This is a genomic window from Acaryochloris sp. CCMEE 5410, assembly GCF_000238775.2.
Taxonomy (GTDB): Bacteria; Cyanobacteriota; Cyanobacteriia; order Thermosynechococcales; family Thermosynechococcaceae; genus Acaryochloris.
Map to the genome: position 1 here is coordinate 451,277 of NZ_AFEJ02000002.1, position 25,765 is coordinate 477,041.

At 47.8% G+C, this 25,765-nt stretch carries 27 protein-coding genes and 1 tRNA gene; 11 read left to right on the forward strand and 17 right to left on the reverse strand.

What is annotated here, in order from left to right:
- Nucleotides 1–44: 44 nt before the first annotated feature.
- Nucleotides 45–1,817, forward strand: coding sequence for a S8 family peptidase (locus ON05_RS22935; protein WP_010471008.1), 1,773 nt, complete (start codon nucleotides 45–47; stop codon nucleotides 1,815–1,817).
- A 7-nt stretch (nucleotides 1,818–1,824) separates the two neighbouring features.
- Nucleotides 1,825–2,049, forward strand: a complete 225-nt coding sequence (locus tag ON05_RS22940) for a hypothetical protein (RefSeq protein ID WP_010471006.1) — start codon at nucleotides 1,825–1,827, stop codon at nucleotides 2,047–2,049.
- Nucleotides 2,050–2,052: 3 nt separating this feature from the next.
- Here the strand turns inward: ON05_RS22940 and ON05_RS22945 are convergent, their stop codons facing one another.
- Genes ON05_RS22945 through pgeF form a run of 3 tightly spaced genes read right to left on the reverse strand, consistent with a single transcriptional unit; the run spans nucleotide 2,053 to nucleotide 4,247 of the window.
- Nucleotides 2,053–2,919, reverse strand: a complete 867-nt coding sequence (locus ON05_RS22945; RefSeq protein ID WP_236618882.1) for a hypothetical protein — start codon at nucleotides 2,917–2,919, stop codon at nucleotides 2,053–2,055.
- Between the two features lie 39 nt (nucleotides 2,920–2,958).
- A complete protein-coding gene (locus ON05_RS22950; protein ID WP_050857439.1) occupies nucleotides 2,959–3,456 on the reverse strand; it encodes a hypothetical protein in 498 nt (165 codons plus the stop codon).
- On the reverse strand, nucleotides 3,432–4,247 hold the full coding sequence (pgeF, locus tag ON05_RS22955; RefSeq protein WP_010471000.1) for a peptidoglycan editing factor PgeF: 816 nt from the start codon (nucleotides 4,245–4,247) through the stop codon (nucleotides 3,432–3,434). Before pgeF ends, ON05_RS22950 begins: the two co-directional genes overlap by 25 nt.
- 84 nt (nucleotides 4,248–4,331) lie before the next feature.
- On the opposite strand from pgeF, the gene ON05_RS22960 reads away from it, so the two are divergent.
- Together ON05_RS22960 and ON05_RS22965 are read left to right on the forward strand one after the other, a co-directional pair.
- Nucleotides 4,332–5,027, forward strand: coding sequence for a biotin--[acetyl-CoA-carboxylase] ligase (locus tag ON05_RS22960; RefSeq protein ID WP_010470998.1), 696 nt, complete (start codon nucleotides 4,332–4,334; stop codon nucleotides 5,025–5,027).
- Nucleotides 5,028–5,241: 214 nt separating this feature from the next.
- The gene (locus tag ON05_RS22965) at nucleotides 5,242–6,510 is read left to right on the forward strand and encodes a M23 family metallopeptidase (protein ID WP_010470996.1); all 1,269 of its coding nucleotides are present in this window, start codon (nucleotides 5,242–5,244) and stop codon (nucleotides 6,508–6,510) included.
- A 292-nt stretch (nucleotides 6,511–6,802) separates the two neighbouring features.
- On the opposite strand, the gene ON05_RS22970 is transcribed toward ON05_RS22965, so the two are convergent.
- Nucleotides 6,803–6,988, reverse strand: coding sequence for a hypothetical protein (locus tag ON05_RS22970; RefSeq protein ID WP_010470992.1), 186 nt, complete (start codon nucleotides 6,986–6,988; stop codon nucleotides 6,803–6,805).
- Between the two features lie 427 nt (nucleotides 6,989–7,415).
- On the opposite strand from ON05_RS22970, the gene ON05_RS22975 reads away from it, so the two are divergent.
- Both ON05_RS22975 and ON05_RS22980 read left to right on the forward strand, forming a co-directional pair.
- Complete coding sequence (locus ON05_RS22975) at nucleotides 7,416–8,876, forward strand: glycoside hydrolase family 13 protein (RefSeq protein WP_010470991.1); 1,461 nt, start codon at nucleotides 7,416–7,418, stop codon at nucleotides 8,874–8,876.
- A 149-nt stretch (nucleotides 8,877–9,025) separates the two neighbouring features.
- A complete protein-coding gene (locus ON05_RS22980; protein WP_010470988.1) occupies nucleotides 9,026–9,730 on the forward strand; it encodes a hypothetical protein in 705 nt (234 codons plus the stop codon).
- Nucleotides 9,731–9,845: 115 nt separating this feature from the next.
- On the opposite strand, the gene ON05_RS22985 is transcribed toward ON05_RS22980, so the two are convergent.
- A complete protein-coding gene (locus ON05_RS22985) occupies nucleotides 9,846–10,706 on the reverse strand; it encodes a M48 family metallopeptidase (protein WP_010470986.1) in 861 nt (286 codons plus the stop codon).
- Between the two features lie 393 nt (nucleotides 10,707–11,099).
- On the opposite strand from ON05_RS22985, the gene infC reads away from it, so the two are divergent.
- Nucleotides 11,100–11,633: a translation initiation factor IF-3 gene (gene infC, locus ON05_RS22990; protein WP_010470985.1), complete on the forward strand. Its 534-nt coding sequence runs from the start codon at nucleotides 11,100–11,102 to the stop codon at nucleotides 11,631–11,633.
- A gap of 37 nt (nucleotides 11,634–11,670) precedes the next feature.
- Here the strand turns inward: infC and ON05_RS22995 are convergent, their stop codons facing one another.
- A complete protein-coding gene (locus ON05_RS22995; RefSeq protein WP_010470983.1) occupies nucleotides 11,671–11,940 on the reverse strand; it encodes a YciI family protein in 270 nt (89 codons plus the stop codon).
- A gap of 3 nt (nucleotides 11,941–11,943) precedes the next feature.
- Nucleotides 11,944–12,816: an S-methyl-5'-thioadenosine phosphorylase gene (locus ON05_RS23000; protein ID WP_010470981.1), complete on the reverse strand. Its 873-nt coding sequence runs from the start codon at nucleotides 12,814–12,816 to the stop codon at nucleotides 11,944–11,946.
- A gap of 184 nt (nucleotides 12,817–13,000) precedes the next feature.
- Between ON05_RS23000 and ON05_RS23005 the strand changes: the two genes are divergently transcribed.
- The gene (locus tag ON05_RS23005; protein WP_139025644.1) at nucleotides 13,001–13,516 is read left to right on the forward strand and encodes a type IV pilin-like G/H family protein; all 516 of its coding nucleotides are present in this window, start codon (nucleotides 13,001–13,003) and stop codon (nucleotides 13,514–13,516) included.
- Nucleotides 13,517–13,583: 67 nt separating this feature from the next.
- Here the strand turns inward: ON05_RS23005 and hemF are convergent, their stop codons facing one another.
- The 4 genes from hemF to ON05_RS23025 all read right to left on the reverse strand — a co-directional run bounded on the left by hemF (nucleotide 13,584) and on the right by ON05_RS23025 (nucleotide 15,849).
- Entirely contained in the window at nucleotides 13,584–14,609 is a 1,026-nt protein-coding gene (gene hemF / locus ON05_RS23010; protein ID WP_010470977.1) for an oxygen-dependent coproporphyrinogen oxidase, read from the reverse strand.
- Between the two features lie 113 nt (nucleotides 14,610–14,722).
- Nucleotides 14,723–14,795: transfer RNA gene (locus ON05_RS23015), tRNA-Ala, on the reverse strand.
- A gap of 95 nt (nucleotides 14,796–14,890) precedes the next feature.
- Nucleotides 14,891–15,430 carry a photosystem II reaction center PsbP gene (gene psbP / locus ON05_RS23020; RefSeq protein WP_010470975.1) on the reverse strand — a complete coding sequence of 180 codons (540 nt, stop codon included), beginning with the start codon at nucleotides 15,428–15,430 and terminating at the stop codon, nucleotides 14,891–14,893.
- 146 nt (nucleotides 15,431–15,576) lie between these two features.
- Entirely contained in the window at nucleotides 15,577–15,849 is a 273-nt protein-coding gene (locus tag ON05_RS23025; RefSeq protein WP_010470974.1) for a hypothetical protein, read from the reverse strand.
- Nucleotides 15,850–15,925: 76 nt separating this feature from the next.
- Here ON05_RS23025 and ON05_RS23030 point away from each other — a divergent pair, with 76 nt between their 5' ends.
- A complete protein-coding gene (locus tag ON05_RS23030) occupies nucleotides 15,926–16,708 on the forward strand; it encodes an ABC transporter permease (RefSeq protein ID WP_010470972.1) in 783 nt (260 codons plus the stop codon).
- 3 nt (nucleotides 16,709–16,711) lie between these two features.
- Here the strand turns inward: ON05_RS23030 and ON05_RS23035 are convergent, their stop codons facing one another.
- On the reverse strand, nucleotides 16,712–17,146 hold the full coding sequence (locus tag ON05_RS23035) for a hypothetical protein (RefSeq protein WP_039779368.1): 435 nt from the start codon (nucleotides 17,144–17,146) through the stop codon (nucleotides 16,712–16,714).
- Between the two features lie 48 nt (nucleotides 17,147–17,194).
- Complete coding sequence (gene argC, locus ON05_RS23040; protein WP_262562312.1) at nucleotides 17,195–18,253, reverse strand: N-acetyl-gamma-glutamyl-phosphate reductase; 1,059 nt, start codon at nucleotides 18,251–18,253, stop codon at nucleotides 17,195–17,197.
- Nucleotides 18,254–18,521: 268 nt separating this feature from the next.
- Between argC and ribBA the strand changes: the two genes are divergently transcribed.
- Both ribBA and ON05_RS23050 read left to right on the forward strand, forming a co-directional pair.
- Nucleotides 18,522–20,204: a bifunctional 3,4-dihydroxy-2-butanone-4-phosphate synthase/GTP cyclohydrolase II gene (gene ribBA / locus ON05_RS23045; protein WP_010470965.1), complete on the forward strand. Its 1,683-nt coding sequence runs from the start codon at nucleotides 18,522–18,524 to the stop codon at nucleotides 20,202–20,204.
- A 271-nt stretch (nucleotides 20,205–20,475) separates the two neighbouring features.
- On the forward strand, nucleotides 20,476–21,219 hold the full coding sequence (locus tag ON05_RS23050) for a tetratricopeptide repeat protein (RefSeq protein ID WP_010470964.1): 744 nt from the start codon (nucleotides 20,476–20,478) through the stop codon (nucleotides 21,217–21,219).
- 154 nt (nucleotides 21,220–21,373) lie between these two features.
- On the opposite strand, the gene ON05_RS23055 is transcribed toward ON05_RS23050, so the two are convergent.
- From ON05_RS23055 to ON05_RS23070, 4 genes are all read right to left on the reverse strand, one after another.
- The gene (locus ON05_RS23055) at nucleotides 21,374–22,747 is read right to left on the reverse strand and encodes a cytochrome P450 (RefSeq protein WP_010470963.1); all 1,374 of its coding nucleotides are present in this window, start codon (nucleotides 22,745–22,747) and stop codon (nucleotides 21,374–21,376) included.
- A gap of 220 nt (nucleotides 22,748–22,967) precedes the next feature.
- Nucleotides 22,968–23,324 carry a hypothetical protein gene (locus ON05_RS23060; RefSeq protein ID WP_010470962.1) on the reverse strand — a complete coding sequence of 119 codons (357 nt, stop codon included), beginning with the start codon at nucleotides 23,322–23,324 and terminating at the stop codon, nucleotides 22,968–22,970.
- Nucleotides 23,325–23,390: 66 nt separating this feature from the next.
- The gene (gene thiL, locus ON05_RS23065; protein ID WP_029315066.1) at nucleotides 23,391–24,401 is read right to left on the reverse strand and encodes a thiamine-phosphate kinase; all 1,011 of its coding nucleotides are present in this window, start codon (nucleotides 24,399–24,401) and stop codon (nucleotides 23,391–23,393) included.
- 74 nt (nucleotides 24,402–24,475) lie between these two features.
- The gene (locus tag ON05_RS23070) at nucleotides 24,476–25,570 is read right to left on the reverse strand and encodes a peptidylprolyl isomerase (RefSeq protein WP_010470960.1); all 1,095 of its coding nucleotides are present in this window, start codon (nucleotides 25,568–25,570) and stop codon (nucleotides 24,476–24,478) included.
- Nucleotides 25,571–25,765: the final 195 nt, after the last annotated feature.

The window sequence follows — 25,765 nt, forward strand, 5'->3', positions numbered from 1 at the left end:
TGGACCATTCGTTATACAAGCAACTTATTTGCTAAGGATTTGATATGAAAAAATGGCTGCTGTTGCTAATGTTCATTGCAGGTTTCAGTTGGGCGATCGCAAATTTCCAAGGGCTGTCGGCTCAAGGACAATATGACTCCCTCGTATTTGATTTCAAAGAATCTCTCTCCACAACAGAGATTGAACAGCAGGTCAATGCTTTATCAGAGCAATTCCGCACTAAGTTAGCCTATAACAGTGAGTTTTCCTTAAAGGATCATGTTTTCATTGCTAAGGGAGATGAACAGCTCCTCAAAGCGGTTAGAAAATCTGGCATTAGCGAATTTACTGAATTTGTTGAGCCCAACTACATCTATCAAGCATCGTTCAGTCCTAACGATCCAGAGTTTGACAAGCAATGGAACCTCAAAAGCATCAACATGGAGGCAGCCTGGCAAGCCAGTCGGGGGCGAGGTACAACCGTTGCCGTGATTGATACCGGTATTGCTCCCGTGGCTGATTTGAAACGGACTCGCCTTGTCCCTGGCTATGACTTTGTCAACGATCGGGTCAAGGCCACTGATGATCATGGTCATGGTACCCATGTGGCGGGCACCATCGCTCAATCCACCCATAATAACTTTGGCGTCGCGGGTATCGCCTATGAAGCCCAACTGATGCCATTAAAGGTTTTAAGTCGAGGCGGATCCGGGACTGTAGCAGATATTGCAGAATCTATTCGCTTTGCAGCAGACAACGGAGCCGACGTCATCAATATGAGCCTGGGCGGGGGTGGCGAAAGTGAACTGATGCAAGAAGCCATTGAATATGCCCATCAAAAAGGGGTAGTGATTGTGGCCGCTGCGGGTAATGCCGCCAGAAGTGCTGTAGAATTTCCGGCCCGCTACCCCCATGTCATTGGCGTTTCTGCTCTAGATGCGGAAGGCCAAAAAGCACCTTACTCCAATTATGGGGCTGGGGTCGATATTTCAGCCCCTGGAGGCTCCCTTAAAGGCAACAATAGCTTGGGGGGTATTTTGCAAAATACCATCAACCCTCGAGATGGCTCTTCAATCTTTGCCGCCTTCCAAGGAACCAGCATGGCGGCCCCTCATGTGGCGGGCGTTGCAGCCTTAATTCGATCCATTGGGGTCCAAAACCCAGATCAAGTCGAACAGGTTCTCAAACAGTCTGCAGCTGCGGTCAAAGATGATGCCTCCAATTACTTTGGTACGGGTAAATTAGACGCCAGTAAAGCCGTCAGCTTAGCCGCTCAAAAAAGTTTTGGATTCAACAGCTTTATGGGGTGGCTGCGGAATGGCTTATTCTTAGGACCCCGCTTCTGGTTCGACGCCAGAGCAGTCAATTGGGTCAATAAGTTTATTATGCTAGCGGTTGCAGCTGTGCTCGCCTCCCTATTCCGCTTACCTTGGAATTGGCCCATGGGGTTAGGGCTGATTTTCGGTAGCACCGGCTTATTTATCCTCCGCTGCTTTCATCTGGTGGATCTCCCCCATTGGCCCTTGCGCGTTTTGGGAAGCTCCTTACCCGAATTGGGTAGTGCGATTCAGGGCACCAATGCATTAAATCCCTTAACAGCTAACGTTTTGGCAGCTTTAGCCCTGATTGTCCTCTTCCTAAGCCATCCTCAACTCAAGTGGTTTGCCCTTGGCGGTTCAGTGGGAATTACGGCCTGTTTAGGGGTGAGTGCATTTATAGCGCCCCAAGTCGTCTGGTTAGGCAGCACCGCTGTTGCCCAGGGCTTTTTAGCCATCAATGCTTTGCTCTGCTTAGGGTTAGTTTATTTAGCATCTAAATCCGCCACTCGTTCCGCATAAAATCAGTATGTCTATAGAAGCAAAAGGAACCATCACCTTTCAAAATTTTGGCCTCGGGGTATGGGCTCTAGCGGCCAAAGATGTTACCTACGAGCTATTTGAACCGCCCACCGAATTACAGCAGGAGGGGCTGTCAGTGAACATAACGGGCATCATACGAGATGACATTATGACCGTGGCCATGATTGGCCCAGTTCTAGAGGTTCAAAGCTTTGAAATTTCGGATTCTTAACATTTAAGGTTGATTAGAGCGAACCACAAAGCTTTGCCGGAGGCGGGCAGTTTTGGTTCCCAACCCATAACTAACCCCCAGCAATACAAAACTGGTCAACCCAAACATGAGTCTGGCCGTAGCGCCTGTTTTACGAATGTCTGACTCACTCCCTCGGAGGATTTTCAGTTCTTGGCCTGAAGGAGCGACCAACTTGCTGGTTTGCCCTGACTCAATACTGGCAATAAGAGTTACTTTTTCCCCACTCGGGAAATACTGGCGCAATACTTTAGGGGTCACCGTGCGAGTCGTAGGCAGATCAGCCAAGGGAAAGGTTTGGTCTTGGTACTCAATCGCGATGGGGCGAGAAGTTCTTGAAGATCCGTCATATTGCAATTTAGCGCGAGCCCTTCTATCCGTTCTTAAGGACAGCTGAGCCAAATCGACATCCACGGAAATGGCCTGGTTTGATGCTTGAAGCCTGTTGACCTGAGACAACATCACGCCATCCACCTGCTCCTGCCACTCGTACAGCATTTCATGAGTTGTCTCTCCTGAGTCACGAAATTTAGCTGAGATCTGGAGTTCTCCTTTGATCACCTTCAGCTCCGGTTCATCTGGCATGGAAATGGGATTTGAAGCTAATAAATAGCCTGAGATTTTGAAGGGAGAAGCGCCTTCGCCTTTATGGTTGAGCGCGTCAGAAATCGACATCTCGGGTAGTTCTGCCAGCTCATTCCCTTGCCAGGTGGTCATCCCCAACACACTACTGATCAAAAGCATTGCCCCTAATCCACCCGTGACGACCGTTCCAAACACCATAAATGAATAGCGATTGTACGCTTGCTTGCTGACTTGACGAGGACGATCGGTCCAAAAAGAACGTCGCATCTTCATTGAGATTATTCCTATTCCATCTCTCCATAACATTCACGGTTCGGGTTCAAAGATTTCAACCTGCTGGGACAACACCCCCAAGGCAACCGTCATGCCTGTCTTCATCTGGGGGATAAAGGGCGCTAATACTTCAATGAGTGAGGGTTCCTGAAAATGCTTCGGCTTCGTTTCAGGGTGAGGATAGTAAATCAGTCCTGAAGTAAGGTGGTCGCCAGACTTCACTTGACAGGGGGAGAAGGAAAAGGTTTCGGGGCAAGATGCTGGATACCAATGCACCAGGGGAAACGTCCATTGGGGCTGAATCATCTGGAACTGAGCGGGAGCAATCGAAATATTCAGGGTGCCAGGATAATAGGGGGTTAGGTCTAATCCTAATTCTTTGAAATAAGGTGTTTGTAGCGCAATCGTCCCTTCTGGATAAGGAGAGTTAACCGCTCGTCCAGACGCTACACCATAGCCTGAGCGCAGTTTTCCAGACACATAGGTCCAGGCTGGGTCTTCTGATGCTAACAACTGACGATACCTGACCATTGAACTTGTTTCCGATGTTCTCGCCGATAGGAAAAGAATTTATCGGGGTCTTGGTAGGTGCAATGGGGTGCGATCGCAACTTGGTCTGGCAGCACTCCTATCTGTTCTAATTGCATGGCATTTACCCGCCGCACGTTTAATCGCACTCGTCCTGGCTCTGAATCGGCTATCAGTGGGGAGTTTTTAACTTGAAGGAGATGCTCAGCAATAACTTCAGCAGGCTGCTCTGATAACTGGGGGTCAACGACGGTACTGCCAACTTGAGCTGCAACTTTCGTATCAACCTGATACATTTCACCTGCGATCGCAGGCCCCATGGCCACTCGAATATCTTCAATTTGACTCCCTTGCGCTTGCAGACGCGTCAGAGCGACCGGCACAATTTTGGCCGCCGTGCCTCGCCATCCGGCATGGACCGCTGCAACATGGCCCAAGCGAGTATCCGCAATCAATACGGGGGTGCAGTCAGCCGTACAAACCCAAATGGCCTGGTTTTTACTCTGGCTGATCAAGCCATCTGCAGGCGGGAATTCTGATACCGATTCATCTGTTTCAGGGGCTAGAGATGGCAACTGGTTCCAATAGGCCTGAACTTCTGTCGGATCTAACACTGCATTGCCATGGACCTGCTTAACCCGAAAGGTTTGAGCGTCTGCTTTGAGGGCCGGAGCTAATTCAGCTGGGGGCCTTGGCCAAAATTCTCGGGTGAAAAATCCATGGGGCCAAGGATCTAGCAAACTACAGGTTAAGTACGAGCGCCCCTCACAGGTACGCCAATTCCAAGTATGCATGGGGGTAGATTAGACCTTAAACAATGCTAGGCTTACCTATGCTAGCGCGCCGATTCCAGTTTTAACGGGCCTAGCCCCCGGACTGTGAGTTTTGATCAACTAGCGTTTCAGCAGTATCTAACCACCCAATCTTGGGGACGGCCTCTCCACCACTTTGAGGTTCTTGACTCCACCAACACGACACTCTGGGAATTCATTAAGCAAGGGGCGAAACCGGGAACGGCGGTTGTTGCCGCCCAACAACGAGCCGGTCGAGGCCAGCGGGGACGAACTTGGGAGTCTTCTCTGGGGGGACTGTATCTGTCGGTTGCGATCGCACCTTGTATTCCTGCCGATCAAACTGCCCAACTCACCGTGGCAACCATTTGGGGCCTGGCTACCCTACTACGACAGCATCACATCCCAGTGTGGCTCAAGTGGCCTAATGACCTACTTGTACTTGGAAAAAAATTTGGGGGCATCCTGATTGAAACTAGCCTCCAAAATCAACACGTTCAGACAGCAGTGGTCGGCATTGGCCTAAATTGGCGTAATCCAGTGCCAGATCAAGCCATTAACCTAGTGACCATTACAGAACAGTCCCCCTCACACCATAGATCTTCGATTCATTCCTTAGAAAAGTTAACAGCCCTCACCTTATTGGGTCTAGAAAATGGCTATCGATTTTGGCAAACCCAAGGCATCCATCCATTACTACCCGATTATCTAGATCTAATTAAAATATATCCTCAAGCCAGTCAACCCATCCGCCAAGATTTGGCAAAACGTCTAGGTTTATGAACTCATCAACACTCTAGGTATAGTAAAAGGAAGGAACTCGTTTCCTGGAAATTTATCTACCATGAGGAAATAACTGGCTAGGTTGATTCTTCCTTAGTAGGTATGCTTTGCTTAGTCTTGAAGGTTAACTTAACCTTGTCTCTCTTTGCTTTACTGATGTGTTTTCCATTGATCACCGACAAAAAACTGAATCACCTCTAAGGATCGAATTGGTATGATGCATCGCTCTCACTCAATCTCTATCCGAACTCACCTTCGGTCAACCTCTCTATTATGCCTGGGCAGCTGGCTAAGCCTTCCTCTTGGCTTGGGAGTTCTGTCTCTGAATCAACGAGCCCAAGCGATTGATCTTGAGAGTCCGACCATCACAGAATCTGCCCCCATCACACCGGCAGCCCCTCCCGTCGACACATTTATCGATCCGCCCGAACCGGCTTGGGAGCCAGCGCCTATCTCACCTCCCATTCCTGAGCCCATTGCCTTACCTGAAGCCCCTGCACCGGTGGCTCCCGCAGCACCAGTAGCACCAGCCATATCGCCACAAGTCATGCCGCAGGTGGCTGACCGTCCTGCCAATCCCCCCACAAATGAGGGAATCTCTTCCGTTACCTATGGTGCAGGCGATGAGCCGGTAGAAGCCGTATCTGCCCCAACCTCAAGTAAGACCGTTCTATCGGGTAGCGTTTCTGGCTGTAAAGCGAGTCTCAATATTGATCCAGTCCTTGCGGCGACCCTTTGTGGCCCTGCGGTCCAAACCGCCCAGCAACCTAACATTCCAACTCGTCGGCATACGCCTGTTGCTTCTGCTCCAACCCATTCGACCTATTCTTATCAACCCCCACAACAACCTGCCTCCCAGGAGACAGCCTATTCTCCGTCCTATATCCCTAAAACGGCTCCAACTCCGTGGGTTACAGGTGCTCCAGCCACTTTGAGCCCCTTAGCAAAAGCCTCTCCTTCGATCAAACGGCTGTCTTCCTCACCTAACCCTCTAAAGTGGCTCGTTCCAAATCGGCAGCGAATGATCTTTCCGTTACCAATGCCCGCTTCTATCACTTCAGCGTTTGGTTGGCGGACTCACCCCATTTCAGGGAAAACCAGTTTCCATGCTGGCACGGATTTGGCAGCACCAACCGGCACACCTGTTTTAGCAACGTTTCCTGGCCAGGTCCAAACCGCAGGCTTTATGGGTGGCTATGGCTTAGCAATTCTACTGCACCACCAAGATGGGCAACTGGCAACCCGGTATGCCCACTTATCCAAGGTTTATGTCCAACCAGGTCAATGGGTTTCCCAAGGAACCATCATCGGATTGGTGGGGAGTACTGGCAATTCCACTGGCCCCCACCTCCACTTCGAGACGTTAAAGCGTCAAAATAAGCGCATGGTCGCTTTCGACTCGGGAATTCAGCTCAAGGTCTCCCTGGCAGAATTAATTAAAGCCATGCAGACCGCAAAAGTTCCTCCCAAACCCCAGGGCTAAGTTAGGCAGGGCAGATTGAAGTTCAGTCACCTAAATGAACTCAAGCCTAGCTGTCTTTCTCGCTGATTGATAAGGCACCCTTAGCGATTGAACATTGGAGCCAGTTTTTCATAGACACCTTATTTTTTATCACCATCTGCTGACAATCTGATGTGTGGCATATGTGAGCATGCATTACATCCATCCGTACTCAAATACTCAAGGTTGCTCACTCATTTAATCAAGCAACCGATCATCTTATAGCTGGAGGCTGAATAAAACCGTTCTAGTCATAGAGTCCATGTACCGATAACTAATCTTTAGGAGATTGGGATGGATTGCAAGCTTGCCATACTTCAATCATGGCTTGCACTGCCATCTCCACAGGAATTTGTTCCAGAGTTTGGCTGTGATGAAATTTTAAGCTGATAATCAGTTGCTTGTGTAAAACTGAGAGGCGCTGACGTTCATGGGCAGCCTCAACGACGTCATCTTTCATGGGTTATTAGATTGGAGCCAATAGCATCCAAGAGAAATAAGCATCAACATCAAACACCTGCACTGCTAATAATTTTACATAGCAGAGGAGGAGAGAGTCTTAGAAAAAGCAAAACGAGATGGTTAACCGTACTATCTTCCATTGATATAGACAACAAATTTCTTTTGCCTTCTCGACACCGTCATAAGTCCTAGAGAAAGATGCAAAAGTCTAATCAATATATCCTCAAAAAATGATGAGGTTGAGGATAGCCCAAGGAGAATTAAATTAATACTAACTTAGACAACCGCTATATGGATACGTAACTTCAGATATAGAATCGTACAGGTTCTTGGTTTAACCTCATTGCTACAGCTAATGAAGGGATGGCTGATTCTTCAGACAATTGTTATACCATTGCCATTACTCTGTCGCTTAGTTGGTGATAATGCAGATTAATACGCCTGATTGGGTCAAAAATGCTGTCTTTTATCAGATTTTCCCTGATCGCTTCGCTTGCCGCCCCCATCCATCCATCCCATCCCAAGTTAATTGGGAAGCTTGGCACGCCCCACCCACCTTTCAAGGATATAAAGGGGGAAATTTGTGGGGGATTATTGATCGCCTCGACTATTTGGCTGATTTAGGTATCACAGCCCTCTACCTCACGCCCATTTTCCAATCGGCATGCAACCACCGGTATCACACCCATGATTATTACCAAGTCGACCCCATTTTAGGAGGGAATGAAGCCCTAACTGCTTTACTCACAGCGGCCCGTAAACGCCACATCAAGGTGGTTCTGGACGGTGTCTTTAATCATGCCAGCCGGGGATTTTTCTTTTTTAATGACATCTTAGAAAATGGTCCCCACTCACCTTGGGTGGATTGGTTTCGAATTGAGGGCTGGCCTATTGCAGCGTATCAAGGCAGCAAGCCGGCTAACTATGTGGGCTGGAGTGGGAATCGAGCCTTGCCACAGTTCAACCATAACCACCCTGATGTGCGTGAATACATTATGCAAATTGCGGAGTACTGGATCAAACAAGGCGTTGATGGGTGGCGGCTAGATGTACCCAACGAAATTGAAGTGCCCGGATTCTGGCAAGAATTTCGAGATCGCGTCAAGGGTATCAATCCAGAAGCCTATATTGTGGGTGAGATCTGGGACAACGCCCAGCCGTGGCTACAAGGCGACCAATTTGATGGGGTGATGAATTACCAATTCCGACAAGCCACTATCGCTTTTACAGCAGGTGATCGAGTGGATGTCGCCTATACAACACAACCTGCCTATGCCCCTTATCCTGCCCTGGACGCATCAGACTATCAACAACGGATTCAGGACTTACTGACCTGGTATCCCTGGGATATTCAACTCACTCAGCTTAACTTGCTGTCCAGCCATGATACGGCTCGGCTACTGTCCATGGTGCACCTAGACTACAGCACCATAGAACTAGCGACCCTTTTGTTGCTCACCTTTCCCGGTGCTCCTTGCATCTACTACGGGGATGAAGTGGGGCTTCCCGGTGGAATCGATCCCGATTGCCGTCGCAGTTTTCCTGAGGAGGCAGATTGGCATCTACCCTTACAAGCTATACATAAGCAGCTGATCCAAATTCGGCACCAGCATGCTGCCCTTAGAACTGGTCAATACCAAGTTTTACTGGCTACGGATGAAGCCTATGTTTTTAGCCGGTCCTTGGCAGAAGAAGTGATGATTGTGGCCATCAACACGAGTACGAAGTCTAGCTCTCTCACCATCGATCTCAGCCCGTTATCCCCATCTATTGCAAAGTTGGACTCTATCTACGGAACCCCTAACGTCTTAGCAATAAATACGAATACTGCAACCGTAGAGTTATCCGCACGACAAGGGAGTATTATGATTGCCAGTTTTGAATAAATAAGGCCTCAATTCGCTTAAACCATCGTTTTGGTATCACAGACGTCGGATTACCCTCACCCGTTGGGCATCCTAAGGATATGGGGGGACCCCAGATTCGGGGATGTCATGAATGCATCTAAATTCCCGTACATTAGAAGCCTTAACAGATGGAAGCAATTTTAATGGTTCTAGCTGGATTGCTATTGGGTATTTTTGCCACCGTAGCAATTCTCTATGCCTTCTTGGTGGTCCTAGTTTTACCAAATAGAGAATCTATCTCTACTTTTCAACAACACTCATTTCAACAGCACTTGTCTCAACCACAACGACTCACGACTGAAGTTCGTGAACTCAGTGATTTACAAGCTTTGATGGAAATTAGACAGCCCCAGCCTGTCGAAGCCCAATCTTGGCATCAAGATTCTGAATATCTCGCTTTAAAGGCAGATATACAAGCTGAATCGCAAGCTTACCAGCGTATTCCCACTTTTCTCAGAGGGTTTATGCCCAAACCGTGGAAAAAAGCTTGGCAGTACAGCGAATCATTAACCTATGTGAATGATTCAATCCCCAAAATTCTTGGAAACTGGGATAGTCGAGAATTCTCTCGTCAATGTACTCCTACGTTATTGAAGTCAACTCAAAAGGACAGCTTAGATCAAAGCTTTGCCGATTTACTGGGTCGATGTGGCCAGATGACAGCTTATCAGGGCATCAAATACTTTGGATTGGATAACCTAAGAGGCGATTCGGTCTGGCAATTTGTGGCTCAAGCCGACTTCGAGAACGGATGGGCTATTATAACCGGACGTGTGATTTGGCAAGGACAGCGCTGTTGGTTCGATCACTTCAGTATTAGCAACGCCATATAGTACTGAAATAGACGCCTCAGAGTAGCTTTCTAATTCACGTATTTTAGATGGATTTATTAAAGAGCAGGATGTGCTAAATTGCCAACCCTGCTCTTTTTTAGCAGTTGGGCAGGGATCACCAATCCTTCCAAGCTAGCGGGTGGTCTGTATCAGCTGCATAGGTTTGCAAAAGAGATTGATACATCGGGCTATCTGACCATCGATCAATTTCTCGGGCTCGCAGCACCGGCAAAGGATGAGTCAGTTCAGCTGTTCGCACTGACTTGAGGAGATTTGCTAAATCATGATCGATACGATCATAGGCTCGGGCTTGGTCAATAAAGGCATCCACATTAAGCTGAGACGCCAGAGAAGATGATCCCCCCGCTAATTTCATCAGTACGGAAGCCATAACTTTGGCATTTTGGGTGACGAGTAACCCGGCGCGATCGCAAGTGAATTCAGCACAGCGAACCCAAGCCATCAACTGCCGTTGTAGGTTTTGGGCAATTAAGCTGCCAAAGGGAGACAATTGGCCAGCTGCCAGCACCAGCAGGTTAGCAATGGTGAGATAAACACCATGCTCACATTTGAGGTGCCCGAGTTCATGGGCTAAAACAGCCTGTATTTCTGGGGGATCGAGCAATTCCAGCAGTGACGTATGCACCACAATAAACGGTTGCTGTCCCCGCATGGCCAAGGTGTAGGCATTCGGTGTGGGGTTTTGGCGAACATACAGCTGAGGCTGTTCCAAATCGAGAATATGACAAGCCTCAGTCAGCAGTTGGTGCAGATCAGGGAGTTGTCGTTCACTGACTAAAACGCTGGAACCAATATTTTCTAAATAGAAGACTTGTTCTGCAACACTACCTAGCAGGCTTCTCACAAGCCAATCTAACCCAGGAAGCTGCTGGAGTGTTTGGGTTGCTTCCAAATCAATAGGATGTCGGAACTGAGCAGCCTGCAACCCCAATAAGGGAATTTTTGACATCGGCATTTTGTTTCTGTTTGCGGTGTGGCCTAACTTCATTGTGACATTTGTTTTTAGAGTAGAGAAAAGGGTTAATTTTTTATCGCCTTAACACTGGGAGAAAAGTAAGGATAAGTTTCTATTTACTTTATTTTTTGATGGGACAACAAAGGGTGGCAAACCGACTTGGACATCAGGGTATATTGAGATGACTAACCGTCCAGGGCTTATATCTATCGGCCATTCTCTAGCAAGCGGCTCCATCTAGTTGAAGTGCACCCCCAGCAACCGCTTTTTCAAAGTAGATGTGACGGATGTGTTAAGAGAATGCTGATTCTAATCTGGATCTGTTAGTTTGAAAGGGGTATTCGTTTTCCCTTATTTCTTTCGCTATCTTAATTAACAGTAAATTAAACGCCTGTGGCTCCAATCAAAAAAAGAAATCAACAAAACCAGCCAAATATTAACGAACGCATTCGTTTTCCAAAAATCCGCGTAGTCGATGCAGATGGAACTCAGCTCGGCATTATGGCGCCTAGCGAAGCAATGGAAATCGCTGATGAGCGGAATCTGGATTTGGTGCTAGTGAGTGATAAAGCCGATCCACCGGTTTGCCGGGTCATGGACTACGGTAAGTTCAAGTTTGAACAAGAGAAGAAAGCCCGGGAAGCAAAGAAAAAGCAGCATACTTCTGATGTTAAAGAAGTAAAAATGCGCTATAAGATTCAAACCCATGACTACGAAGTGCGGGTGAACCACGCTAAGCGATTTCTAAAATCCGGCGATAAGGTAAAGGCGACCGTCACGTTTAGAGGCCGGGAGATTCAGCATTCCCATTTAGCCGAAGCGCTACTAAAGAAAATGGCGAACGACTTGCTTGATTTTGCCGAGATCCAGCAAGCACCCAAGCGCGAAGGACGCAACATGATTATGTACCTATCTCCGAAGAAATAGGACTGGCGAATTTCCTGCGCTGGCAACATAATGCAAACTACAAAGGCAGCCCCCCAACTTGTACCCATTCGTGTACTTCGTATTCCACACAATGGTTCAAGATCAGGGGGTCTTGCTCTACAATTTTTTTTGCTTCTTCATAGGACTGAGCCTCAAAGATAAGCATGCCCCCAGCACTCTCCCGCCAATAGCCCGTTTTGGCCTGATGGCTCTCTAGGGTCTTAACATAGGCAAGGTGGGCAGGCACATGGCGATCAAAGGTGGCTTTGTCCACAATGCCGCGTTCGATTTTGATATACCAGGGCATGGCTTAAAGATACTTTTGCAAAATCAAGGAAAGCTGCTCCTTGGTGGCCGCTGGAGCCTGATCCAAGGGGGTAAAGATCGCGTGTTTCAGAGCCTTATGCGCTTTGGAAGCAGGGGGTGATTGACTCAAACGTTTAACGGTTTCTTTAATGACGCTTTGGGCATTACTCGCATTCTTGTGCAGATTGCCAATAATCATTTCCACCGTAACGCTGTCATGTTCAGGGTGCCAGCAATCGTAGTCAGTGACTAGGGCTAGGGTGGCATAGGCAATTTCAGCTTCCCGAGCCAATTTAGCTTCTGGCAAATTGGTCATGCCAATCACGGTACCGCCCCAACTCCGATATAAATTAGATTCAGCTTTGGTGGAAAAGGCTGGGCCTTCCATACACACGTAGGTGCCCTGACGGTGAAGGGTAACATCCGGGAGATTCAGGGATGCGATCGCATCCCCCAATACCCCTGCCAAAGCTCCACAGACCGGATCGCCAAAGCCAATATGGGCCACAATGCCATTACCAAAAAAGGTAGACACCCGATTCTTGGTGCGATCGATAAACTGGTCTGGCACCACCATATCTAGCGGTTTCGCTTCTTCTTTAAGAGAACCAACGGCTGAAGCTGAGATTAAATACTCCACTCCCAAGGATTTCATGGCATAGATATTGGCCCGAAAGGGCAATTCACTCGGGATAAGATGATGATTTCGACCATGACGAGCGAGAAAAGCAACCCGTTCTCCCTCTAAGGAGCCGACGATCAGCGCATCTGAAGGATCTCCAAAGGGAGTTTTAATTTGAACTTCTTCTACATCCGTCAGAGCCTCCATTTTATAAAGGCCACTACCGCCAATAATGCCAATTTTTGCCTGAGCCATATCCAAAGTTCGTGAGTGTTTAATCCTTTCGTAGTGTACTGGGAAAGTTAGGTGTAGCAACTAGTTATTTGCCTACCCTTATTTCATAATCGGTAAATGAAAAAGATTTCCCCTTAGATAACATTCCAAAGAACCTGGGTAACCTAGCGCAGAAGCAAGTATTTGCCGAGGTACGATGTCAAAAATGCCCTTAAAACCTAATTTTCGTTCGCCGTTCAAATCAGTGTTGATCTTCAGTCTTGTCAGTTTAATGGGTGCTTGTTCGGGGGCAACGGAAAACAGCCCCGAGACCAGTCCTCCAGCAGCTACGAGCCCTGGGACACCAGCCCCCACCTCGTCACCTGTGAATACCGCACGCAATGCCGAAGGGGAAACAACCCTAGGAGCAGTGCTTAGAGCTCAGCAGGCCTATTATCTAGAGTATGGTAAATTCGCCGCCAGCCTAGAAGATCTCCAAATCGGAATTACAATGAACTACTTCACGTTTGCAGGATTAGAGGCAGACACAGCCCAAACGACCTTCAAAGCCGTTGCCAACGAAGCAGGTCTGAATAGCTATGCGGGTGGGGTTGCTAGCGTCGACTCCAGTTTTGAAGTGATTCTATGTGAGAGTAGTTCGCCCAGCCAAGATATTACCCCTCCCCAATTTGAAGGGGGCACTTGGAGTTGTAGTCCAGAGTCCCAAAAAGTAGAGGGTTAACAGACAAAAATCAGGGGATGAAAACACAGCCAAGCCCTTGGCTTTTGCTTTAGATATTTAAATGAGCCTAAGCTGAAGCCCACTCTTGAGGCTTTAAGAATGTCTCATATAACTCTGCTTCAGGAGTATCAGGCTCAGGAGAGTAAGCATACTCCCAACGCACTAGGGGTGGCAGCGACATCAGGATAGATTCAGTCCGACCATTGGTCTGCAAGCCAAAAATAGTCCCTCGGTCATAGACCAAGTTAAATTCCACATATCGACCTCGGCGATAAAGCTGGAAGTTCCGTTCACGGTCACCATACTCAGTATCCCGACGTCGCTCGATAATCGGGACATAGGCAGGCAAAAAGGCGTTACCGCAGTCTTGAGCAAAGGCAAATATCTCATCCCATGACCGTTGGGGTAGAGTGCCGAGCTGATCGCTATGGCGAGCAGCAATCCCCTCAGCATGAGGACCACGATACAGAGCACCGATACCATCCTGGTAATCAAAGAAAATACCGCCAACTCCCCGCATTTCTTGTCGGTGCTTCAGATAAAAATACTCATCACACCAAGGCTTAAAGGTGGAGTAATATTCAGGGTGATGACGATCGCAGGCCGCTTTCATCGTTTGATGAAAATGGACCACATCTTCTTTGAAGGGATAATACGGCGTCAGGTCAATCCCACCCCCAAACCACCAAACCGGTCCGGCTTCAAAATATCGATAATTCAGATGTACCGTTGGCACGTAGGGACTGCGGGGATGCAGTACCATCGAAGTCCCCGTCGCATAAAATCGGTGCCCTGCAGCTTCTGGCCTTTGTTTAAGAATAGAGGGAGGCAAATGATCTCCCCAGACCTCGGAGTAATTGACGCCACCCTGTTCTAAGAGTCCACCTTCTCGAAGGACCCGCGAGCGACCACCGCCCCCTTCCGGTCGATCCCAGGAGTCTTCCTGAAAAGTGCTTTTACCATCTAACGCTTGCAGCTTGTCACAAATACTATCCTGCAAACCTCGCAGAAATTTTCCCACCTGCTCTTTAGAGTCTGAAGGAGGTGGAGGAGCATTTGTTACCGCTGAAGGAGTAGAAGGAGATGCGGTCATGAGGGGCCTCTAGAAAAATAGGGGCTGGGCCATGATAAATATGCTTCGCTAATTTTGTAGGAAGCAGATAGCCAGCCAGGTTGCTTTATCTACTCTAGAACGATTTGGACCAATGGAGAATAGGGGATTCGAACCCCTGACCTCTGCGGTGCGATCGCAGCACTCTACCAGCTGAGCTAATTCCCCAAGAAACGCGGGCTATAGCCGCGTCCATGTAGTCTAATAAGTCCGTCTTGGCTCTGTCAATTGCAGAACAGCCACGTACTGATTAACCAACCAGTTTAGTAAACAGAGAAAGAATCCACGACGCGCTGGAACACAGGCTCAACCTTGGTCCAACGAGACTCTGGTGTGGAGAGGCTAAGGGTAAACAGCTTACCTCGACGAACGACAACGGTCGAAAGGTTATGACGCTTACCAATGGGTAAATCAACCGAATATTCAAGGGCGTAATAGACCTTATCATCTTCTGTTCGTGAAGCTGCAGCCAATAAATCCGCTTCCTGGCCAGATTGGGAAGGTGCAATCACTGCATTCAAAAGGGTGCGGGCTACTTCAGTTGGATCCCCTAAATCCGTCAACTGAGTGTCGCTAGTGATGTCACTCACGACTACGCTCACGTTTTCGGTCTCTTCAATCAGGTCATGAAACACAACGTCAGAGCTACCGGGTACTTTGATGGGTGCCCAACCATTGGGATACATAAAGGTATACCCATCAATATTGTCTGCATAAGCTTGCAATCCGGCTGTATCAGACGCGCAGGCTTGTAAGGTCAGACTTAATATGATGAGTGCAAGTGCTGCGATTCTTTTGAACATGTTTTGTGTCCTTAACCCGTTTTCCTTTGCTTGTAGACAAATTTGCTTCATTGAGTGAGTTTATTGTCGCATTGGGAGGAGCGTTACCTCCATCAATTGCAACAAGATGTTTAACCCTCTGGCTCAACATCCTTTACTTCAAACGGTTATGGATACCAATCCGGACAAGTTGAAGACTGCTGCCAGCCAAAAGGGTGAATAGCACAGACTAACGCTTGCCGTGCTTCACTCATACCATAGGCTTTTCCGTGATAATTGGCACAACCCTGACAAGGAGACACTGCTGATTCCGTCTTAGGAGCGAACCCGACCTGAGTTTTAAGAATTTGCCGTTCGCACTCTAGGCGTCGCCATCGTACATTCAGTGCTTTTAAGCGAGCCTGATTAGCTTGACGAAATGGATCTCGCTTCTGCAACATGATGACCTCGCCAAGTTCAGTATCGTTTATCTTAAGGGTGTCTTACAGGGAAATCCAGGCAAAAAGGGGCGAAAGGATGAAACGGTATTTTCGGGTGCTGAAGCTGTTTTGGGCAACGACCATTGCAGCAGAGATGGAATATCGCTCCAACTTTGCAATCTCAGCCCTTAGCAGCCTTGGGAATCTCGCGGGTAGCTTATTTGGCCTATCTTTGTTTTATCGTACAGGCTATACCTTCCAAGACTGGAATTGGCATGAAGCCCTCGTTGTTTTGGGCATCTTCACCCTACTCCAAGGCTTTTCAGCCACCTGCCTAGTCCCAAATCTAAACCGAATTGTTCGCCACGTTCAAGAAGGCACCCTCGATTTCATTCTGCTCAAACCCATCAGTAGCCAATTTTGGTTATCCACCTATTCTGTCTCCCCTTGGGGCATACCTGATGTCCTTTTTGGCCTAGGGCTTATCGGCTATGCCGGATTTCAATTGGGGCTAGGTTGGCAAAATTATGCCCTTGGCCTAGGGCCACTGCTTTGCGGATTCCTTAGCCTCTATAGTCTGTGGTTTATTTTGGGAGCCACCAGCATTTGGTTTGTCAAAATCTATAACGTCACAGAAGTCTTGCGGGGGCTAGTCGAAGCTGGCCGCTATCCGGTCGTAGCCTATCCAACCGCCTATCGCTTCTTTTTTACCTTTGTAATTCCCGTAACATTCCTAACTACAGTTCCCGCTCAAGCCATGCTTAATCGAGCCACCTGGAATTGGAGTCTAGGCGCAGGCATACTCGCAATCGCCTTATTTATATTGTCCAATCGGTTTTGGCAGTTCGCACTTCGTTTCTACACCAGCGCCTCCAGCTAGCCATCAATCCACCACTACCGGGTTTTCCAAAGCGCGAATTTCGACCATAGCTGCCAGCAGTCCACCCATACCTGAGGCAATGAGGCCAATGATCATTCCCACTTGAGTCCAATTGATTGCAGCAAACGGCCAGACAATACTACAGATAGCAATGGGGGCCAGGACCAAGCCTACTGATAAGTTAATAGCACCGAGCAAAAAACTGGCTTTGACGGAGAGGGCTTCCCATCCAGCAGTCGCATCTTGATTGACACGGCTAGCGATTGCTTTCACCAAAGCGCCAATTCCAATCACACATCCCATTCCTGTGACCACTGCCATCGTCGTTCCTGCAGACGCTTTGGTTGAACCCACCAAAGCCCCAACCGCAGAACCCATGCCAATGGTGACGATGGTCCACACCGCCCACACCAGCCTATTCTTATAATTTGTAGCCATCTGCCTAGAGAATTTGTAACTCTTTTATTTTCCCCCAATACGGTTCGCTTAGGGGTAAAAGGTTAGTTCCGGCAATCCCATGGTTTCTGGCCAGCCCATCATCAAGTTCAAGCATTGGACTGCCTGCCCCGCCTGGCCCTTCATCAAATTATCAATAGCAGAAATCACGATAACGCGACCGGTGCGCTGATCCACTTCTATGTCGAGGTAGCAAAGGTTCGTGCCATAGGCCCATTTTGTATAGGGATAGGTACTGCCTGGTAGGACCTTGACCCAAGGGGAATTCCGATAAAATGCGCTAAAGATCGTAATCAAATCTTCTCTAACTAGCCCAGGGTCACGCATCGTGGCATAAACCGTGGCCAAAATTCCACGGGTCATGGGTGCTAAATGGGGCGTAAACTGGACAACCACCTCTCGCCCTGCCAAATCACTACTTACCTGTTCAATTTCAGGGGTATGGCGATGATGGGCGACGCCATAGGGACCAATACTATCATTCGCCTCCGCCAGGAGCAGATGGGTTTTGGCTTGGCGTCCTCCACCGGAGGTGCCGGTTTTGGCATCAATAATGGCACTGTTCGGATCAATGAGCCCTTGTTTAAGCAAGGGGGCCAAAGCTAACAAACTAGCGGTGGGGAAACACCCTGGACAGCCCACTAAGCTGGCCGTTGAAATTCCCTGTCGATAGAGTTCGGGCAAACCATAGACTGCTGTAGAGGCCAACTCACGATCTTGTCGTTTCGTCCCGTACCAATCTTCATAGGTATCCAGGTTTGTAAATCGATAATCAGCAGAGAGATCCAAGACTTTGCAACCTCGTTCCACCAAAGTCGGTGCCATCTCTGCGGCCAAACCATTGGGAAGAGCCAAAAAGACCACCTGGGTCCGCTCAACGACTTTGTCTAAATCGATGGCTTCTACTTTTAAGTCTTGTTTAAACCCCAAGTGGGGATACAAGTCTGCAAACGGACGCCCCGCACTACTATCGCCCCCTAAATAGGCCAGCTGGACATGGGGATGTTCCAACAGTAGGCGAGTTAGTTGGACCCCGCCATATCCAGACGCTCCAATAATGCCAACAGGAATATCTTCCTGAGAACCCATATTCATTTTTTCCTCAGAGGTCAGTCATACAAACAGTTAATGTAGTTCAGGCTTCCCAAAAATAACGATGATGATATCGATCACCACTTTTATTGATATCGATCACTGCATTGAATAGCAACGACTGCATTAGCTCACATGAGCTGCATTGTAGTACCAAATACCGATTTCGACTGGTTTTGGATAATCAAAGGATTCTGTGCGAACTGGCGTCCCCACCCCTTAGAATTAAGGAGAAGATGTTAAAAAACGTTACGGTACCGTCACTTTGAATCCCCACGCTACGCCAACAGACTCTTTTGAATTTGACTCCATTGAAGATGCCCTTGCGGAGTTTAAAGCGGGACATGCCATTGTCGTAGTGGATGATGAGAACCGGGAAAACGAAGGCGATCTAATTTGTGCAGCTCAATTCGCCACCCCTGACATGATTAACTTTATGGCCGTGGAAGCGCGGGGGTTAATTTGCTTAGCTATGACTGGGGAGCGATTAGACGCCCTAGAATTGCCCCTCATGGTTACCAATAACACTGACATGAACCAAACTGCCTTTACTGTCAGTATCGATGCCTCTCCTCATCTAGGTGTGACAACCGGCATTTCAGCGGAAGACCGAGCCCGTACCATCCAAGTCGCCGTCAATCCTGATTCTTTGCCCACAGATTTGCGACGTCCTGGGCACATTTTCCCTTTGAGAGCCCGCTCGGGAGGCGTGCTACAGCGAGCAGGTCATACTGAATCGGCGATTGATATGACTCGCTTAGCAGGGTTATATCCAGCTGGCGTAATTTGTGAAATCCAAAATCCCGATGGCTCCATGGCTCGCCTACCGCAACTTAAAGACTATGCCCATGAACATCAGCTTAAAATCATCAGCATTGCCGATTTGATTAGTTACCGGCTTCAACATGAACGGTTTGTTCATCGAGAAACCGTTGCTGAGATGCCCTCTGAGTTTGGCCAGTTTCAAATTTATGCTTACCGCAATCAGCTCGATCATAAAGAGCATGTCGCGATTGTTAAAGGTGATCCAAAACAGTTTGGTCAACAGCCCGTGATGGTGCGGATGCACTCCGAATGCCTCACTGGAGATGCCATTGGCTCCCTTCGTTGTGACTGTCGGATGCAGCTCCAGGCCGCCCTCAAAATGATTGAGAATGTGGGGCAGGGCGTTGTCGTGTATTTACGACAAGAAGGCCGCGGGATTGGTCTAGTCAATAAACTCAAGGCCTATTCTTTGCAAGATATGGGTCTCGATACCGTAGAAGCAAATGAAAAGTTAGGATTCCCAGCCGATTTACGAAACTACGGTGTGGGGGCTCAAATCCTTAATGATCTGGGCATTCAAAAAATTCGCCTGATTACCAATAACCCCCGTAAGATTGCGGGGCTCAAAGGTTATGGTTTGGAAGTTGCGGATCGGGTCCCTTTGCTAATTGAGGCCAACACCTACAATACGACCTACTTAAACACGAAGGCAGAAAAGCTAGGTCATATGCTGCTGCAAACTTACCTAATGACGATTGCTATTCGATGGCAGGATGAACCCTTAGATGTGACTCAACGCTACGACCGTCTCGAAAAACTTCGTCATTTGGCAGACAACCAACATCTCTTATTACAAGAAGAGGCTCGTCCTGTAGCAATAGCGCTGTTCGAAGGCCCCTCCTTGATTTGTCATTTAGGTTTAGACCAGCCAGATGTTGCCTCGGCAGATTGGTATCAACAAAAAGGACACCCTTACCGGGAAGCGGTTATTCGTATCTTTGGAGATTTAAAGCAAGATTCTAATGTTGCTAGTGTTGAATTTTTGATTTCTTCTGGCACCGATCCGCTCAAGAATCTCCAAGTCAAATTAGATCGAAAAAGCATAAAGGCAGATCAATTACCTTTACCCTTATGTCATGATTTAGAAACACAAACAATCTATAGCGTTGACCTAAGCGAATAGCTATTTCTATATAGGGAAATACCTATTCAACCTGAGTTCAGGATAATCTGAAACCTTCGTTCTTGCGTGGAAGAATCTAAAAAATGGTCTTAACCTGAACTTAGATTATGTAGGCATTTATAAGAAATCAGGCTACTAGACGATATTCAAAATCATTACAGCCATTCGTTTTTTGACCTAGAAAATCGTGATTTTTATTCAAAAACTTGAAATTCGATCACCTAAAGGTTGGAGATGGGAAACCTAAGGGTAATTCATAAGACTACCTTTGATGTTTCATATTGTTGTATTTGCCACAACGGGTTTTTGGATGTATGCGATCTTCGATTGCATCCGAAACGATCCAGATCGAAATGTTTGGATCTGGCTGTTGCTATTCTTTAACTATCTGGGTGCTGTCATTTATTTCGCGACGAGAATGCTACCGCGAATGAATACATCTTCAGCTCCCAGCTACTTTAAACGCTGGACTAAAGGAAGAGAGTTACGAGCGGCCGAAGCTGCAGTCGTTAATATTGGTAAATCACACCAGTATGTTCAATTGGGTAACGTCTTGCTGGAGATGAGTAAGGTAACTCAAGCGGAGGAAGCCTTTCAAGAAGCCATTTCTAAAGAGCCCAACCATCTCGATGCCTTATGGGGATTAGCGTCAGTGGCAACATCTGCCAAACGATGGGAGGAAGCTCAAGCTTATCTACAGCAGATTCTATCTCTTGATTCTGAATATAAGCGGGGCGATGCTTCCTTGCTGCTGGGTAAGGTTCTTGTCTCCAGTGAACAGAGAGAACTAGCAAAACCCCACCTCATTCAAGATATTAAAGCCTGGAGTCATCCTGAGGCAGCATTAATATTGGCTACGCTCCAAGCTGAAGATGGTGAGAAACAGGATGCCTACGATATCTTAAAGGCAATGCTGTCAAAACTGAAAGCTTGCCCTGAGTTCTATTACAGACAGCACCGCCATATCGCTAATAAAGCAGACCGAATGCTCCAGAGCCTAGAGAAGGAACTCTAGGAGACAACCATTAGACCTTATCGGAAATAAAATGGGTGAGAATAACTTCAAACGTCTATGTCGTAAGTCTTTTAGGTCGATTTTCCTCCAAAAATAAAACGCTTTCCCAGTAAGGTTTTCAGCTATTTCCGATAAGGTCTAGTTAATCCAAAATTTAGCCGCCTAGGCGGGTAGCTAGCATAGGCACACCCCCTGCTGGCGTAAAGGTAATTCCCCGCCGAACGGGTTGAATAGGTTTTGAGCTGACCAATTGTAGGCTGGTTTGCCTGAGAATGGTGGCGAGCACTAATTTCATCTCAAATAGGGCAAATGCATACCCTAAACAGCGCCGATTACTCCCGCCAAAGGGGAAATACTCATAGGGTGAAAACTGGCGTTCCAAAAATCGCTCAGGTCGGAAGGTATTGGGATAGGGGTAGAGATCTTCGCGGTGGTGCACTAGATAAATACAGGGGGTTAGCATTGCTCCTGGAGGCAGATCGTAGCCCATCACTCGTAGAGGTTGTTTGAGGGTGCGGCTAAAGGTAAACAATACCAGGGGATAAATGCGCAGCGTTTCTGAGCAAACTGCGCTGAGATAGGGGAGCTTGGCAATCTCACTCGGGTCTGTGTTTGGGGTGATATCCCTTAGCTCTGCTAATAATTTCGTCCGCACTTCCGGAACCTTATGGATCCAGTAGAAGGCCCAAGCCAACGCAGAAGCAGTGGTTTCATGACCAGCAAAAAGGAGAGTCATCAACTCGTCCCGAAGCTCGGCATCACTCATGGGTTCTCCCTGCTCATCTTGGGCAGCAAGAAGCAGGCTCAGAATATCTTGTCCCAATGGCTGTTGCCGCCGTTCCTGAATCTCAGCCAATAGCAGCTCATTGATGGCTTGTCGGCGTCGCAAGAATTTCCCCCATAAGCTCCAAGGGCCTAAGTCTTTTTGCAACCCGGTGAGAAAGAGATGGCTGGACCCCAAAGGAGTATCGAAGGTATGGAGCATCTCGTCCAGGAGCTGACTGAGCTGCTGAAATCGCTCATTGTTGTCAATCCCAAAGATGGTCCGAAGAATAACCCGAAGGGTAATTTCTTGGGTGGCTGAGCGCATCTCAAAGGGCTGATTTTGGGGCCATTCTTGGGAGATTTGGGTTGCGATCGCACACATGGATTCACCATAGGCCCGCATCCGCTCACCATGAAAGGGAGGCATCACCAATTTCCGCCGTTTTTTATGGGCTTCTCCTTCTAACAGCAGGAGACCTTGATCACCCGTAATCGGAGAGATGATCTGATTACCACTGACGCTATCAAAGAGGCTGGGGTCAGTGGTAAAGACCTGCTCAATAGCATCCGGGTGACTAAGGATCACAAATGGAGGAAACCCAAAAGACCGCCCTTCAAAGATGTCACCATACTCAGCATAAGCGTTCTCTAAGTAGGGAATGGGATCGGCTATGGCTCGTATCGTTTGCAGCCACGTCGGAACCTGGACCCGAGGAATGGGTGCAGAGGGAGTAGGGGCAAGAGTAGGCGCTGTAGCAGTCATGGTTTGTCCTCCAAGCTAACAATAGGCTAACCTTGATTCCACTCTCATGGCAGACCCAATATCTAGCTAGGGAAGATCAGAATTTTAGGGGGAAACTTAAGGGAAAAACTAAGGTTCTGGCTTTGGTGCATCTGCTTGATTAGTTGCAGAATTAGAAACAGTGGATGTTAAGACTCGTCCCATCTTCGCGGGCATACCTGCCAGACATTTTACTTTTTAGTCAGCCATCATCACACTTGCACTGTGTTGTATCGAGAGTACCTTTTGCTTGTAGATAAGCAATCATTTCCTTTGCACGTTTAGTCCCTCCCCAACCAATATCAGGATGCAACAGAGTTGAGAACCTAGCTGCAAAATATTCTGCATCATCCCAATTCAGTTGAAGCATGTTTTGCGATTGGCCTATCCATAGAGTTGGGGGCCAGTAACCGATTCGATCGTAATTATGGTTCTTTCTAACCCGTAATTCTAGTTCACAAATGCCTTCATTGGCAGTGGTGTAAGCCAGCAGATAGGATCCACCATCACGGCAAATATCTGCATATTGAATTGATTCTGGGATTGGTAAATTGTCCATTAGAATTTGGCTTGAAGCAGCAGAATAAACGAACAACCATACAAAGTTAATCTACTGCAAAGGAAATCATTTGAAATGTTGGTAGCCTTTTTGCATATCTAACAAATTTTTCTCTCCATTCGACTTAATTAAAGTTACATCATCCTCAGCAACTATATGTCCAATAATCATTGCTGTTGGATCAATTCGTTCCAACAATTCCTGGGCAAACGATAGAGGTAAACATAGCACTAGCTCAAAATCTTCTCCTCCATAAAGTGCCCATTCTATCGCTTGCTCTGAGGTTAAAACTTGGGCATTTCTCAAACTTTTAGGTATCGGAATTTGAGTTTGCTGGATCACAGCCCCCATGCCACTCGCTCTACAGATTTGCAAAACAGCATCTGCCAATCCATCACTACTATCCATTCCCGTCACTCTAGGGACAGGTGTGAATTCTTTGAGCACTTGAATCACATCTAGTCGGGGCTGGGGACGCTGGTGAGCTTGCTGTAGCTCTATTCGCGCTGTAGGACTCAACGCCTGCCCCCAATCTGAGTGGAGTAAGAGTTCCAATCCGGCCCGAGCAGCACCATGAACTCCCGTGACCACAATGGCATCTCCCGGTTGAGCCGTAGAACGCAAAATTTGCTGATGGGGCAAGACCTCCCCTAACGCCGTCATACTGACGGTGATCACTGGAGAACGACTTAAATCTCCACCAATAATGGCCGTTCCATAAGTGTTTAAGCAATCAGCTACCCCCTGATAAAACTGATCAAGCCAGCTAACTGGTAACGTTTCAGGTAAGCCCAGGCTAATAGTCAGCCCCAAAGGACTCGCTCCCATGGCCGCAATATCCGATAAATTGGCAGCAGCAGAACGCCAGCCTACATCAGCGGGAGACGTGGTGCGATCGCAAAAGTGAATCCCATCCACCAACATATCCGTCGTCACCACTAGGAGATGTCCTGCCCGCGGAGTGAGTACCGCAGCATCATCACCCACCATACTGGGTTCACAGAACTGATACAGCCGTTGTAAGACCTGTTGCTCACCTAACTCGGCAACAGTGACACCTAAGTTGTTCTTTTCCATCTGTCCCTGATCAAAAAAAGGCTTGGAAGCAGTTCCCAAGCCTATTGTGGTTGATACTTGTCTAGATTTTGAAATTAGACGAGATTCTCAGCCCCTTTAATCACCCGAGCAGACTCAATCACGTCACCTGGCTTAATCGTCCCGAGAACATCTTGGCCGTCCACCACATAACCAAAGACCGCATAACGACCATCCAATAGATTGGATCCAGCAGGGGTTAGTTCAGGCTCAAAGAGCAAGAAAAAGAACTGGGAGGAGCCGCCGTTAGCATCATCCCCTGGACGAGCCATAGCCATCGTGCCGTAGGAAGAGAAGGTCAATACTGGTTCATCCAAGTAAATTCCTAAATCCTCCAAAGTAGATCCATAAATTGGCTCAGAATCCCCCTTAACCATGATTTCTAGAGGAATCGCCCGATATTCTCCAGTACTCGGATCGATAAAGCCCGCATCAGGGCCATCCGGATCGCCAGTTTGAACCACATAGGACTCTTCAGCCCGCGTAAACTTCAGGCCATCGTAAAATTTGCGCTGCACTAGATCAACAAAGTTGCCCGCGGTCACAGGAGCACTATAGCCATCTACCACCACAGTCATATCACCTTTATTAGTCGTGATGGCAATCGTGGCTCTACCTTTCAATTGAGGCAGATCTTGATATTCTTCAGGTACTTCAAACGGAAATTCCGTAAGCATCGCTTCTTCGATAATACCGACTCGATCAGCTAGGGGCTTACGAATTGTATTGAATTGGTCAATATCTTTGGCCGCTACAGCATCTTCTAAATCCAATAATGCTTGAGCAATAAAATCCAACTGCTCTGATGCAACCGCCTGCTGGTCTGGAGCGACCGCAGCCAAAATATCAGAACGGTGACGCTCAAGGGTTCGTTTAGCTTTACCCAATCCCTTGCGAATTTCAGGCCATCGCTTACCTCGAATTTGGGGCGTCGTTCCCTCTACTGCATTTTGAATTTCCCGAATATAGGGTTCATCAATGGGTAAAGCAAAGCGCAGAATACTGCTGCCATCTTTCACAGCATTTGCCGTTGGCAAAACTGATAGGGGCAGAAACGGTGCAGACCAGGCTGGGCCAGACAGACCAAGAGAGAATACGAGGGTGAGCAGCAACAAGGCTGTTCTTTTCAACCAAGAATGAAGACTATACATAGATCCTAAAATTGCAACTTAAATCAAGCCAGCTCGATCGTGAGCCACCCCACGAGGCTAGAGTTGTTGTTCTGTATCAACAATCCATAAACTTAGTCAAACTAATCAGCTACCGTTGAGACAAATCAACAATAGTGATCATGACGTGTTTGCGAGCCTCTGCCTTACATTAAGGACAGCAATCTTGATCTGGTA